This is a genomic window from Staphylococcus sp. GDY8P57P (genome assembly GCF_017892585.1).
GTDB classification, from domain to species: Bacteria; Bacillota; Bacilli; order Staphylococcales; family Staphylococcaceae; genus Staphylococcus; species Staphylococcus borealis.
The window spans coordinates 15,266-30,519 of sequence record NZ_JAESLK010000003.1; the positions used below are offsets into that span (position 1 = coordinate 15,266).

13 protein-coding genes are annotated in these 15,254 nt (G+C 33.1%); 1 reads left to right on the top strand and 12 read right to left on the bottom strand.

Annotated features, from left to right (window positions below):
• Positions 1–51: 51 nt before the first annotated feature.
• The 12 genes from udk to KA878_RS00915 all read right to left on the bottom strand — a co-directional run bounded on the left by udk (position 52) and on the right by KA878_RS00915 (position 13,435).
• Positions 52–675 (bottom strand): uridine kinase, encoded by a 624-nt coding sequence (udk, locus tag KA878_RS00860; protein WP_011275606.1) that lies wholly within the window; start codon positions 673–675, stop codon positions 52–54.
• Entirely contained in the window at positions 675–1,943 is a 1,269-nt protein-coding gene (locus KA878_RS00865) for a peptidase U32 family protein (protein WP_193839266.1), read from the bottom strand. Before KA878_RS00865 ends, udk begins: the two co-directional genes overlap by 1 nt.
• A 15-nt stretch (positions 1,944–1,958) precedes the next feature.
• Positions 1,959–2,882 carry a peptidase U32 family protein gene (locus KA878_RS00870; RefSeq protein WP_075108355.1) on the bottom strand — a complete coding sequence of 308 codons (924 nt, stop codon included), beginning with the start codon at positions 2,880–2,882 and terminating at the stop codon, positions 1,959–1,961.
• A 2-nt stretch (positions 2,883–2,884) separates the two neighbouring features.
• A complete protein-coding gene (locus KA878_RS00875) occupies positions 2,885–3,520 on the bottom strand; it encodes an O-methyltransferase (RefSeq protein WP_193839265.1) in 636 nt (211 codons plus the stop codon).
• 415 nt (positions 3,521–3,935) lie between these two features.
• Positions 3,936–4,256 (bottom strand): DUF1292 domain-containing protein, encoded by a 321-nt coding sequence (locus KA878_RS00880; protein WP_053029554.1) that lies wholly within the window; start codon positions 4,254–4,256, stop codon positions 3,936–3,938.
• A 13-nt stretch (positions 4,257–4,269) separates the two neighbouring features.
• Entirely contained in the window at positions 4,270–4,698 is a 429-nt protein-coding gene (ruvX, locus tag KA878_RS00885) for a Holliday junction resolvase RuvX (protein WP_075108353.1), read from the bottom strand.
• A gap of 3 nt (positions 4,699–4,701) precedes the next feature.
• Entirely contained in the window at positions 4,702–4,962 is a 261-nt protein-coding gene (locus KA878_RS00890; protein WP_011275600.1) for an IreB family regulatory phosphoprotein, read from the bottom strand.
• A 66-nt stretch (positions 4,963–5,028) separates the two neighbouring features.
• Positions 5,029–7,659, bottom strand: coding sequence for an alanine--tRNA ligase (gene alaS / locus KA878_RS00895; protein ID WP_193839264.1), 2,631 nt, complete (start codon positions 7,657–7,659; stop codon positions 5,029–5,031).
• Between the two features lie 298 nt (positions 7,660–7,957).
• Positions 7,958–10,390 carry an SF1B family DNA helicase RecD2 gene (recD2, locus tag KA878_RS00900; RefSeq protein ID WP_193839263.1) on the bottom strand — a complete coding sequence of 811 codons (2,433 nt, stop codon included), beginning with the start codon at positions 10,388–10,390 and terminating at the stop codon, positions 7,958–7,960.
• 1 nt (position 10,391) lies between these two features.
• Positions 10,392–11,063: a tetratricopeptide repeat protein gene (locus tag KA878_RS00905; protein ID WP_193839966.1), complete on the bottom strand. Its 672-nt coding sequence runs from the start codon at positions 11,061–11,063 to the stop codon at positions 10,392–10,394.
• Between the two features lie 117 nt (positions 11,064–11,180).
• A complete protein-coding gene (gene mnmA / locus KA878_RS00910; RefSeq protein WP_053029558.1) occupies positions 11,181–12,293 on the bottom strand; it encodes a tRNA 2-thiouridine(34) synthase MnmA in 1,113 nt (370 codons plus the stop codon).
• 2 nt (positions 12,294–12,295) lie between these two features.
• Complete coding sequence (locus tag KA878_RS00915; RefSeq protein WP_053029559.1) at positions 12,296–13,435, bottom strand: cysteine desulfurase family protein; 1,140 nt, start codon at positions 13,433–13,435, stop codon at positions 12,296–12,298.
• Positions 13,436–13,945: 510 nt separating this feature from the next.
• Between KA878_RS00915 and KA878_RS00920 the strand changes: the two genes are divergently transcribed.
• Complete coding sequence (locus KA878_RS00920) at positions 13,946–14,959, top strand: LLM class flavin-dependent oxidoreductase (RefSeq protein ID WP_193839262.1); 1,014 nt, start codon at positions 13,946–13,948, stop codon at positions 14,957–14,959.
• The last annotated feature ends 295 nt before the right edge of the window (positions 14,960–15,254 follow it).

Consider the following 15,254-nt stretch of genomic DNA (forward strand, 5'->3'; position numbering starts at 1 on the left):
TCAATTAAAATTTATTGAATACATTTATTTTTAATATACATTGTAACTTACTTATTGTTTACTAACCAATGTTTGAATTTTTGTTGTCATAATATCTATTGCTACTTTATTACTTCCACCTTCTGGAATAATAATGTCAGCATATTTCTTTGTTGGTTCAATGAATTGATTGTGCATTGGTTTAACAACATTTAAATATTGGTTAATTACCGATTCCATTGATCGACCACGCTCTTTAGTATCACGTACGAGTCGTCTTAGAATTCTTAAGTCTGCATCAGTATCAACGTATATTTTGACATCCATCATATCACGAAGTGTTTTATTTTCTAAAGCAAATATACCTTCTACGATAATAACATCTTTAGGTTCAAATGCAATGGTTTCATTACTTCGTGTATGATTTGTGTAATCGTACGTTGGAACTTCAACTGCATGACCATTACGTAAATCCTTTAAATTTTCAATGAGCAAATCATTGTCAAAGGCAAAGGGATGGTCATAATTTGTTTCAAGACGCTCTTCAAAAGTTAAATGTGATTGGTCTTTATAATAATAATCTTGAGCAAGAAGTGCAACACTATGTCCTTCTAAATTTTTCATGATTTCATTAGTAACTGTTGTCTTACCAGATCCAGAGCCACCGGCAATACCAATAATTGTTGTGTTTGCCATTATCTAATTTCCTTTCTCATCATGTTCTTAGGGTAAATTGGATGATCTACCTTAATTTGTACAATTTGAAGTGGATGACGTGCAGCATCTAATTGATTGCCTTCCTCATCGTATATGGCATCAATCACTTGTCTAAAGCTTTCAATTTCAGGTCCAAAGAATTCAATTTCTTGACCAGGTTTAAAGTGATTTCTTTGTTGAATAGTAGCAATTTGTGTTGCCTCATCATAATCTAATACTAATCCACAAAAATCATAAGGTGATTTTTTATTTTGCTGAACACCAAACATTTGCTCTTCATAACCTGGTGTACCTTCAAAGAAAGCTGGCGCTGTATCTCTATTAGCACATTTATCTAATTCTATTAACCATTCAGGATTTATTTTAAAGTGCTCTGGATCTTCAGCATAGGCATCAATTACTTTTCGATAAACTGAAACTACAGTAGCAATATAATGTATCGATTTCATACGACCTTCTATTTTAAGGGAGTCAATGCCAATATCCATCATTTGTGGTATGGATTCGATTAATTTTAAATCTTTAGGACTCATAGCGAATGGGATAACGTCGCCCTCTTGATAATAAAGATCTAAATCACCATCATTATCAACCTCTAACAAATCATAATCCCAACGACAACTTTGACAACACCCTCCTCTATTAGAGTCTCTCGCTGTCATGTGATTACTAAGTGTACAACGACCTGAATAGGCAATACACATAGCACCATGGATGAAAGCCTCAATTTCAATGTCAACATTCTCTTTCATTTCCTTCATTTCCATAGCGCCTGTTTCACGAGCTAATACCACTCGGTCTAATCCTTCTTCTTTCCAGAATTCTACAGCTTTAGTATTAGATAATGATTGTTGTGTTGATAAGTGTATTTCTAATTTTGGTGCAACTTGCTTACAAGTTTCTATGATTAAAGGGTCTGCTACAATAATACCTGTAGCTCCAGTTTTTTCTAATTCAATTAGATACGATTCCAACCCATCAATATTTTCATCATGTGCAATAATGTTAGTAGTCACGTATATTTTAGCATTATATTGATTTGCAAATTCAACGCCCTCTTTAATTTCAGCCATTGTAAAATTATCAGCGTTAGAACGTAGACCATATTCTTGGCCACCTAAAAATACGGCATCTGCACCATAATGAACAGCAATTTTTAATTTCTCCAAATTACCAGCAGGCGCTAATAATTCAGGTTTTTTGATTTTACTTTTTACTTGAGATTGAACGTCAGTTAAAGTTTTCAAGTTTAGCGCCTCCTTTTAATATACGGTTTGTTTATACAAGAATCCTTCGTCAAATGGACGATGTTCTGGTTGAATGTCTTCAATTGGGTCTACTAGCATAAATTTTTCGTCTTCATATGCTTCAGGATCTTCATTGTATAAATCAATCGCTTCTCTGTATTGAGCTGTAACAACGTTGATATATTCTTCACTCTGTAATATACCGTCAATCTTAAATGAATCAATACCAGCTTCAAACAATGGTTCAAGTTCTTCGATTAAACAGATGTCATTCGGAGACATGATATGTGTGCCATTAAAATCCTCAAATACAGGATATTTATTATCACGTTCTTCGTCATAGAGTAATAGTTCACGTTCATCATTTTCACGTTTAATCTTCATTTGTCTATCTTGAAATGTATAATAGTTTCCAAGTAACATCCGTTTAGATTGGAACATACATGTCATCCCATGGACTTGAACTTCAATTTCGACATTTGCATTCTCTTTAATATTTATAATTTCATCTAAGTTTAATTCTCTGGCAAGAAGTGCACGTTTCGCACCGCGTTTACCCCAATAGTTACATTGGAAATAGTTGGTAACAATTGTTTCGGCATCCCAATTTAAAGGTATGGGATTTTGTTGATTTTTTACGTACATAACAACTGCAGGATCGCCAAAGATAATACGATCCACATTGATTTCGTGTAAGAAATTAATGTAGTCTTCCAATGCGTTTAAATGATAGTTATGGAAAATACCATTTACAGCGACATAGATTTTTTTATCATGTTCATGTGCTAATTTAATTGCTTTTTTTATATCTTCTCGATTAAATTCTCCCGGTAATCGTAACCCAAATTTTTGCTCACCAATGACAAAGGCATCCGCGCCAATATCGATTAGTGTTTCTAAATGTGTTAAAGATTTAGGAGTAACGAGTAATTCCGTCATAATTATTCTCCTTTAATTGAAATAGCTAACCCATCATCCATATTGATAAAATTTGTACTGTAATTTTTTTGATTCATTAACCATTCATTAAATTTTTGGACTTTTTTCACCATTTGCTTAACATTTCTGGAACGAACAATATCTATGTTCGATACAAAACCGTGATATAAAACATTATCTGTAATCACTAGTCCACCTTTTTTTAATAATGGTGTATAATATTCAAAAAATTTCTTAGATTGCGCTTTAGCTGCATCAATAAAGATAATATCATATACTTTGTCATCGACTTGACTATATTGCTCTAAGGCATTGCCTTCTATTAATCGTATTTGTGATGAATAACCATAAGTTTCAAAATTTGTTTTAGCTTGCGTAATCATTTTCTCATCACGTTCTATTGTTGTAATTTGAATGTCATCTGATACCGATGCAAAATGCATTGAACTATAACCTATCGCAGTACCAATTTCCAATATATTTTTTGCACCATGGATTCGAATTAATTGTTTGATCATTTCTAGAGATAATCTGTCTACAATTGGTACAGCATTCTCTTCTGCATAGCTTCTTAATGATTCAATCTGATTATCTGTTTTAGATTGTATCTCCAATAAATATTGCTGATTAGCTTCCATTTACTTACTTCCTTTTTTAAGACAAAATGACATTAAAAAATAAACCAGTCTCTATTAAATTAAGTTTTAATCACCGATGACTTATAAATAACCTAAATCAAATGACGTCAACTCATGTGTATAATTGTATGACTGATTTAAATATTTATTAAAATACTTGTCTAGTTATAAGAATTTAACTTTAAATATTTTATCACATATTTGATTGTAAATTAAGGTGTAACAAGTAAAAAAACATGATTTTGTCAATCAAAAAGGAGCAGAAAAGAATTCGCTTTGAATTCTTTATCCACTCCCACTACAACATTATTGAGTTAACTCAGCTAAACATATGCACTAAGATTGTTCAATTCATAATTACGAATTGACTATTTAACTTCCATTCATCTATAAATGTGAAGAATGAATGCATCATTTACTCTTCCATATTTGTATTTACTACTTCTTCAATCATGTCCCATTCTTCATCTGTTTCGATAGGTACTAATTTACCACCATCGCCTGATTCATCAGGTTCATTTATCATTGGAATAAGTTCAATCATATCATCGTCGTCTGATTGTGCGCCCTCTTCTGCTAAGATAACATATTCCTTTTTGAATTCTGGATGGTAAAATTCTAACATTTTTCGATATAAAACTTCATTACCATTTTCATCAAATAAAGTTAATAATTCTTCTTCATTGCTAATATCTAATTCTACGTCATGGTTATGGTCATGATTATGTTCAGTCATCTTTATATCTCCTTTATTGGATTGAGTCTAAATAGCCTTGCAATATAAATACTGCTGCCATTTTATCAATTACTTTTTTTCTTTTTTGTCTTGAAACATCTGCTTCAAGTAATGAACGCTCTGCTGCCATAGTACTTAATCGTTCATCCCACATTATAATCTCTATATCAGGTAAGCTTTCTTGAAGCAACTCCTTATATTTTAACGAAGCTTCTCCACGAAAGCCAATAGAATTATTCATATTCTTTGGTAAACCAATCACTACAGAACCAACATGATGTTCTTTAATGATAGCTACTAATTGATCTATACCGAAATCTTCTTGTTCCTCGTTAATTCTTAGAGTGTCCAATCCTTGGGCAGTCCAACCCATTAAATCGCTAATAGCAATGCCAACTGTTTTACTACCTACATCTAAACCTAAAATTTTATGCGTTAACATGGACTATTTCTTGTTCTCTTTTAAGTAATTTGAAACGAGTTCTTCCATAATAACGTCACGATCAATGTGTCGAATCTGATTTCTAGCATCATTTTGACGAGGTATATAGGCTGGATCTCCAGAGAGTAAATACCCAACGATTTGATTGACAGCATTGTAACCACGTTCTTCTAATGTTCGGTGTACATTATTTAACACAGTTTCGACATTATCTTTAGGAATTTCTTCATAGTCAAACTTCATAGTTTTATCAATATTATCCATAGGTGCGACACTCCTCTATAACGGTTTATCTTACATACACCAATTTTACACTAGTTGATTACAAAGTTATAGTTTTTTAATGTAATCTTTAATAAAGCGTAATGCTTCTGAGATATTTTCAGGTTGCGTACCGCCACCTTGAGCCATATCAGGGCGACCGCCACCTTTACCACCAACGATAGGTGCCATATTTTTAATAATATCCCCAGCTTTGATGCTGTCAGTTTGTTCTTTAGGTACAGTTGCGATTAATGACACTTTATCTCCTAAATTACTTGCTAAGATAATGATAGCATCTTGTTGTTTAGATTTAAAATCATCCATTGTTTGTCTGATTTCTTTAGCATTTGATACCTCGACTTCTGTAGCTAATACTTTAAATCCATTTATATCTTCAATTTGTTCCTCAATATTACCCATCTTAAGTGCTGTAATTTCTTTGTTGCGTTGCTCTAATTGTTTATGAAGTTGTTTTTCTTCTTCTTGTAATTGTACAATTTTATCAAAAACTTGATTGTCAGATTTTACTTTAACTTGATCTTTAACAGCATTAAATTTCGTTTGAATATTCTCTAAATAAAGGAATGCTGACTTACCAGTCAATGCTTCAATACGTCTAACACCCGCACCTGTTCCTGACTCGCTAACAATTTTGAAAAGACCAATTTCAGCAGTGTTTCTTACGTGAATACCACCACATAGTTCTATTGAAAATGGCGCCATATTTACAACGCGTACAATATCACCGTATTTTTCACCGAATAAAGCCATAGCACCCATTTGTTTAGCTTCATCAATTGGCATTTCTTGAATATTAACTGAAATACCTCTCCAAATTTCTTCGTTAACACGTCTCTCAACACGATCTATTTCTTCTTGACTCATAGGACCAAAATGTGAGAAGTCAAAGCGTAAACGTTCACTTTCGACTAAAGAACCAGCTTGGTTAACATGTTCTCCTAGTACCTCTTTTAAAGCAGCGTGAAGTAAGTGAGTGGCACTGTGATTTTTTTGAATATCTTTTCTTTCATCTCTATTTACACTTGCATCTACATTACTATTAATAGTAACTTGGCCGAATTGGACTACACCTTGATGTAAATTTTGACCATTAGGTGCTTTAGTTACTTCGGTTACTTCTATTTCAAAGTTTTCATTGCCTACGGTTCCTTTATCCGCTACTTGTCCACCACTAACTGCATAAAATGGTGTTTCTTCCAAAATGAAGTAAACTGTTTCTCCAGGCTCAGCACTTTCAACTGATTCACCATTATAAATTAAATCTGTTAATGTTGTTTGATAATCTGTCGTTTCATAGCCAACGAATTTACTATTTGTAGTAATATTTTTGAGCACTTCACTTTGAATTTGCATTGATTGTGAACTTTGACGTGCTTCTCGAGCTCGTGTACGTTGTTGTTCCATTTCTACTTCAAATGTAGCCATATCTACAGAAATGCCTTCTTGACTAGCTAATTCTTCAGTTAATTCAATTGGGAAACCATACGTATCATATAATTTAAAAGCATCTGATCCGTTAATTTCGTTTGTTGAATCTTTGGCTTTAGCTAGTAAATTATTTAAAATTGCTAAACCTTCTTGAAGTGTTTCGTGGAAACGTTCTTCTTCAGATTTAATTACACGTTTAATAAAATCTGCTTTTTCTTTAACATTAGGGTAATAAGGTTCCATAATGTCTGCAACAATATCAACCAATTTATACATAAACGGTTCATTAATGTCTAATGTTTGACTGAATCGAACCGCTCTACGTAGAAGTCGACGTAATACATAGCCTCTTCCTTCGTTTGCAGGTAATGCACCATCAGCTATTGCAAATGCAATCGTACGAATATGGTCTGCGATGACTTTAAATGCTATATCATGCTCACTATTTTCTAAATACGTTTTGCCAGCGACATTTTCAACTTCATTAATAATTGGCATGAATAAGTCTGTTTCGTAATTAGTACGTACATTTTGAGACACTGATGCCATACGTTCAAGACCCATACCAGTATCAATATTTTTATTTGGAAGTGGTGTATACGTATTGTCTTTATTATGATTAAATTCACTAAAGACTAAATTCCATACTTCTAAATATCTTTCATTTTCTCCACCTGGATACATTTCTTCGGCTGGATCATCTTGTCCATATTCGTCTCCACGGTCATAGAAAATTTCAGTATTTGGACCAGAAGGACCTTCACCAATATCCCAGAAGTTACCCTCAATTCTGATAATGCGACTTTCTTCTAAGCCAATTTCTTCATTCCAAATACGATAAGCTTCTGTATCTTCTGGATGAATAGTGACATATAATTTTTCTGGTTCCATTCCCATCCATTTTTCACTTGTTAAAAACTCCCATGCAAAATGAATAGCTTCTTTTTTGAAATAATCGCCGATTGAAAAGTTACCTAGCATTTCAAAAAATGTATGATGTCTTGCAGTAAATCCAACATTTTCGATATCGTTGGTTCTGATTGCTTTTTGAGAATTAACAATTCTAGGCTTTCTAGGTGTTTCTCTGCCATCAAAATATTTTTTTAACGTTGCTACACCAGAATTAATCCATAATAATGAATCATCATCAATCGGTACTAATGGTGCTGAAGGTTCAACCATATGTCCTTTTTCAACAAAGAAATCAATATATTTTTGACGAATTTCACTAGCCTTTAAATTTTTCATTATTTACACTCCTATTTCACCAATTTATTAAGAAAATAAAACAAAAAACGTTCATCCTCAAAAAAGGGACGAACGTTCTCGCGGTACCACCCTAGTTATAAATGGTCTACCCTTAACCGATAAAATATCGTTAGGCAGAAGACAATTATCACTCAAATTCAATATGAAAATAACATGAAGTAGCGTTCAACAATATACATTGCACTTTACACCAACCAGTACATCTCTATATAAGTATGTATTGTCTACTCATCTTCATGCGAACTTAAGATTATTTTAAGTATTTTCAAGCTAAATGTCAACGCTCAGCAAAATCGTATGGGGATACATCACCCATATTAATCATTGGATTAATTTGATATATTGTAGATTCGCTTAAAATAATTTCTTTTTCCTCTACTTCTAAATTCAACTTTTCATCTGTATCTATTGATGAATTATCATTATTTTGATGACGGTTAGCATGATTATTATCAATTTCAAAATAGCTTAAAATTAATTGGCAAAGTTGCGTCTGACGTATTTGACCTTGGGTGTTTAAACCTATATCGAATGCCTTAGGATCACCGAGTAAAACAAGTGATTGTTTTGCCCTAGTGAGTCCTGTATACAAAATAGGTCTCTGCAACATTCTAAAATACTGCTTTACAATTGGCATGATGACTATCGGAAATTCAGAACCCTGTGATTTATGGATAGATGTACAATAAGCATGTGTTAATTCAAGTAAATCCTGTCTTGTGAAGGTGATTTCATTCCCCTCAAAGTCTACTACAAGCACATCTTTGTTAAGTGCATTTTCTTTTGCCCAAAAGATTCCAACTATAACACCAATATCACCATTAAATATATTATCGTTAGGTCGATTGACTAATTGTAATACTTTATCCCCTTTACGAAATTTGATATCACCGAACTCTATTTCGCGCGTATCATCTTCCTTAGGGTTTAATATATCCTGCAACACTTGATTTAATCGTTTTATACCTGCACTACCTTTATACATCGGTGCTAACACCTGAATATCACTCATGTCATACCCTTTATTTACAGCACTTGATACTACTTTCTCAACAACTGAAGGTATTTGTTCTACGCCACAATTAATAAAACTTCTATCATGATAACGTTGTGAAATATCGATAGGTTCCCCATGCTTCATTCGGTGTGCTAAATCAATGATACTAGAGCCATCTTGTTGACGGTAAACTTCAGTTAAATTTACACGTGGAATTGCTTTAGAATCGATTAGATCTTTAAATACTTGCCCTGGTCCAACTGATGGCAATTGATCTTCGTCACCAACAAATACCACCTGTGCATCTAATGGCACTGCACTTAGAAACTGATGAAATAACCAAGTATCCACCATCGACATTTCGTCAATAATGATAAGTTTAGCTTTTATTTCATTATCTAATATATCTTCAGGTTGAGTATCCTGATTCCACCCAATTAAGCGATGTATTGTCATCGCTTCAAGTCCTGTTGACTCTTGTAAACGCTTAGATGCACGACCAGTTGGTGCAGCTAAAACGACTGGATAATCATCATCTTGATAATCAGAATAATTTAACGATAGGCCATGTATTTCAGCATATAATTCAACAATTCCTTTGATTACCGTTGTCTTTCCTGTACCAGGGCCTCCTGTCAATAGCATAATTTTAGAATTAATAGCAGTTTGCAAAGCTTCTTTTTGCGATGGTGCATAATTGACATTATTGCTATCTTCTATTTCCCCTATATGCAATTGTAAATCAGATTGTTCTATTTCTTTTAACTTGTTCTTATAGGTTTGAATGCGATATAAATTTTGAACACTTTTCAATTCAGAATAATATAAACTAGGAATAGCAACACGATGATTATCAAGAATTAATTTGCTTTCTTCTGATAAATTTTGTAGAACATCTTCTAATTGTTGTTGCTCTATGGCCTCACCTTGCTGTTTGTTACTTAGAATTTGTTGCGTTACGTCGATGATATAGTCATTTGATAAATATGTGTGACCTTGCTTAATGCATTCTTCTTCAAGTGTATATAACAATCCAGCTTTTAATCTTTCTTGATCATTAAAGGCAATCCCATTATTTCGCGCTAAAATATCAGCCTTTTGAAAACCAATTCCTTTAACATCATATACGAGTTGATATGGATTATTCTCAAGTACTTGAAGGGTGTCAGATTGATAAAATTGATAAATCGCCATTGATAATTTAGGTCCAAAGCCTAAATCATGTAGTCGAATCATAATTTTTTCGGACTCTTGATTGGCATTGATTTGATCAGCAATCTGCTTTTGTTTCTTTTTAGGTAAATTGGAAACTTTTTCTAAAACAGATGCATCAGACATAATATCATTGATCGCATTTTCACCAAGCGTGTTCACTATATTTTGAGCAGTCTTTTTTCCTATACCTTTAAACAAATCACTCGATAGATATGTAATGATTGCATCTTTAGTTTGTGGTACTTCTTTCTCAAACGTATCAGCCTTCAGTTGCTTACCGTAACGTGGATGCTCTACAACTTGACCTTTAAAAGTGTATACGTCTCCTTCAACAATATTTGGAAAGAACCCTACAACAGTTGGTAAATTACCAAATGATTCATTTGTTTCAATTGTATCCACTTTTATCACTGTATAAAAATTATCATTATTCTGAAATAAAATAGCATCTACAGTACCTTTAATCATTGAATAATCAAATAGTGTAGGGTCTGACATATTACTCCTCCTCGTTCTTTATTGCTTCAAAGGTCTTCTTAGCATGTTGGCTTAATAGGTGTTCTGGATCAATAGATATAGCCTTATCAAAATATGATATAGCTAATTCAACATCTTCTGTATGCATATATATAGCTAAACCAAGATTATATAGTGCATCTACATGTTGTGAGTTTATTGATAGCACTAACTTTAATTGTTGAATAGCTTGTTCAAACATTTCTAAATGACATAATGCTAACCCATATTGAAATTGAACTTCAGCATCACGATTAGGTTCTAATTCTGCTGCAGTCATAAAGAAAGGTAATGATTCTTTAGGTGCATCTAATTGATTAAATGACATCCCAATCATGTAATTCGTATCTATTTTATCCATATCGTATTTAGATGCTAATTGATATAGCTTAATGGCATCGCGGTATTTACCTTGATCATAGTATAGATTAGCTAAATTATAATATACAGGTCCATTTTTATCATCAATTGCAAGTGCTCTTTGGAAAAATCTTTCAGCCTTTTCCACTTCATTAACGTCAGCGAGTACGATTCCTGCATTAATATAATTTTCAATTGTATTCGGTTCTTCTTCTATGTTTTCGAATAGTGCTTTTAATGCATCTTCAAGTTGACCGTCCTGAATCCATTTATAAATGGTTTCTTGTTTCGTTATCATATTTTCACCCAATTCTTTAATCATCGTTTGTATTGATTTAAACGTAAAAATAAAGATGGAGTAGTATGTGAAATCTTAGATGATTTCATTACACTCCACCCTTTGTTTTTTTAATTAAACAACATAACTCAATTGACCTGTTGTTTTAAATACATCATCGATTGTTGCGCCACCTAAACAAACTTCCTCATCGTAAAATACAACCGCTTGTCCTGGCGTTATCGCACGTACTGGTTCATCAAATGTTACACGTAAGGCATCCTGACTTTCACGTTTAACAAACACTTTGGTATCTTTTTGGCGATATCTAAATTTAGCAGTACATTCAAATCCATTTTCTAAATCAACTGGATTAACGAATGAGAAATCAGATGCAATAAGATAATCACTATAGAGTGCATCATGATGGAAACCTTGTTCAACATATAAAATATTATCTTTTAAATTCTTGCCAACTACAAACCATGGATCACCGTCTCCGCCAATTCCAAGACCATGTCTTTGACCAATAGTGTAATACATTAATCCACTATGCATACCTTTCTTTTCTCCATCCAATGTACGCATTTCTCCAGATTGAGCCGGTAAATATTGTGATAGGAATGTTTTAAAATTACGTTCTCCAATAAAACATATGCCAGTTGAGTCTTTCTTCTTAGCCGTTGCTAAATCTTGTTCTTCAGCAATTTTTCGAACTTCTTTTTTCTCAATATCACCAATTGGGAACATCACTTTTGATAATTGTTGTTGTGACAATTGATTTAAGAAATAGGTTTGATCTTTATTATTATCAATACCTCTTAACATTTCCACATGACCATCGTCATGACGACGTATTCTTGCATAATGTCCAGTTGCGACATAATCAGCGCCTAATTTAAGTGCATGCTCTAAAAATGCTTTAAATTTAATTTCTTTATTACACATAACATCCGGATTAGGTGTACGTCCTTTTTTATATTCATCTAGGAAATAAGTGAAGACTTTATCCCAATATTCCTGTTCAAAATTAACTGCATAATATGGGATACCAATTTGATTACATACTGCGATGACATCATTATAATCTTCAGTTGCTGTACAAACACCATTCTCATCAGTGTCGTCCCAGTTTTTCATAAATATTCCAATAACATCATACCCTTGTTCTTTTAAAACATGGGCAGTGACTGAACTATCAACTCCACCAGACATACCAACAACTACACGTATATCTTTGTTTGACACATTTATTCCTCCTTAAATTTATGATATATTTTATGAATTTCAGCAACGATATATTTAATTTCTTGTTCAGTTGTTAATTCGTTAAAACTAAATCTTACAGAGTGTTTCGCACGCTCTTCATCTTCATACATTGCTGCTAGAACATGTGAAGGTGTAGTTGAGCCAGCTGTACAAGCTGAACCCGACGATACATAAATATTTGCTAAATCCAGAAGTGTTAACATCGTTTCCACATCTATAAATGGGAAATACAAATTGAGTATATGACCAGTTGTGTCTACCATTGAACCATTGACCTCAAACGGTATTGCTCGTTCTTGCAAACTAACTAGAAATAATTCCTTTAACTGCATTAAATGTAAATTATTTTGATCTCTATTATCATTTGCTAGTGCTAACGCTTTAGTTAAGCCTACAATTTGTGCCACATTTTCTGTACCGGCACGTCTTTTAGTTTCTTGTTCCCCACCTAACTGTGAATACACAATTGGTGTTTGGTCTCTAACTAATAGTACACCCACGCCTTTTGGACCACCAAATTTATGCGCCGTTAAACTCAAAGTATCCATTTTAAAATCTTCAAAGCTGACATCTAAATGTCCAATTGCTTGAACAGCGTCAACATGCAACAAAGCATTCGATTCGCTAACGATATCTTCAATATCATACATTGGTTCTACAGTTCCAACTTCATTATTAACAAACATTATCGAAACTAAGATTGTATCACTCGTTAATGCTTCTTTAAGTTGATCTAAATCCACTGTACCTGTATCATCGACATCTAGATAAGTCACATCAAAGCCTTCTTTTTCTAATTGTTCAAAGACGTGTAGAACTGAATGATGCTCGATTTTAGTAGTGATAATGTGATTTCCAAGATGCTGATTGGCATAGACTAACCCTTTGATAGCAGTATTATTTGATTCAGTAGCGCCACTTGTAAATATAACTTCACTTGGCTTTGCATTTAGTAAGTTAGCAACTGTTCTTCTTGATTCATCTAAATAACGACGTGCGTCTCTTCCAATTGAATGAATAGATGATGGATTTCCGAAATGTGACTTGTAAATTGCCATCATTTCTTCTACAACCTCTGGTTTGACCGGTGTAGTTGCAGCATAATCTGCATATACTTCCATTATTAAGTACACTCCTCACAATATTATCAATGTTCCTATAATAGCACCTGTAAACAATTTTTTCTATATAGTTGTTTATAAACATATAACGTTCTATTAATTTTCATTTTAACATTCAATTAGAAACAAATTTAACCCATTCAATAATAAATTTGTAAAAATGGAATTAATAATACGAATAGACGCAACATTTTTATCTATTCACGTTATAAATATATAAAGTGAGATGGGAGTGGGACAGAATTCTTTTAAATTCGTCGTCCACTCCCAGCTTGCTTTGCTTGTAAAGGATGACTAGAACCGAGAAAAGTTTGATTAAAGCGCCTTCTCAGTTCAGTCAGCTACTGCGAATTTGCAAAATAGCTTCTTTATATTATTTTTGTCCCAGCCTCTGTATTGTGATTAACGAAAGTTAACTTAATTTTACAATTTTTTTGCAACTTTGAGCATTTCAATATCACTCTATCATTGCTCTTGTTAAACTTAAGCATACTAAATATATTTGAGGAGATGAAATTTGTGGGTAATATTAAGGTATCTGCATTAAATTTAGTTCCAATTAGAGAAGGTCAAAGTGATAAAGAGGCCATTGAGGACATGGTTAGTTTAGCTCAAGAACTAGATTCACTTAATTATGAACGTTATTGGATTGCAGAACATCATAATGCACCTAATTTAGTAAGTTCTGCGACTTCTCTATTAATTCAACATGCACTTGAACACACACACCGTATCAAAGTTGGATCTGGAGGTATCATGTTGCCAAACCATGCGCCTTTGATTGTTGCTGAACAATTTGGAACAATGGAGACACTCTTTCCAAATAGAGTTGATCTAGGTTTAGGAAGAGCACCAGGTACAGATATGATGACTGCAAGTGCGTTACGACGTGATCAACATAATGGTGTTTACGAATTCCCTGAAGAAGTTGAACAATTACAAACTTATTTCGGACCTGGTAACAAACAAGCTTATGTAAGAGCGTATCCGGCAGTAGGTAAAAATGTACCATTATATATTTTGGGTTCTTCTACAGATTCAGCGCATTTAGCTGCACGTAAAGGATTACCTTATGTTTTTGCAGGTCATTTTGCACCTCAACAAATGAAAGAAGCTATGCAAATTTACAAAGAGTTGTTCGAACCTTCAGATGTGTTAGATCAACCATATATGATTGTATGTTTAAATGCGATTGTAGCCGAAACGGATGAAGAAGCCGAATACTTAGCAAGTACTTTAGCACAAGTGTTTATTGGCATAGCGCGTGGTAGAATGCAGCCAGTACAACCACCGACAAATGATTTACAAGCGCTTTTAACACCTAGAGAATATGAAATGGCTCAACAAAGATTTAACGATTCGTTAATAGGTTCTGAAGAAACCGTAAAAGAAAAATTAGAATCATTTATTGAGGAATATGGAGATATTGATGAATTAATGGGCATTAGTTATATTTATAATCAAGATAAACAATTTGAATCGTTTAAACGTTTACACAATGTAATCGAAAAATTAAACCAATAGTTGGTATATAAAGTAACGTAAGGTAATTTAAATCATTATGAGCATATAGAATGTAATTTGAGAGTGGGACAATAATCAATTTGGATTCATTGCCCCTCTTTATATGTTTTTAGGTATCCCCTAGTAATTGATTAAAGAGTGGCATTGAAAAATAAATCTTAAAACATCGTTATGTAAATCCTTATCAAAAAGTATGCAAAAAATGTAATAGCATATATAAATAAGCCAGTAAAAGCGACATTGTGATGTGCTTTTACTGGCTATATTTTTAGGAATGTTATCCTATACTTGTAAA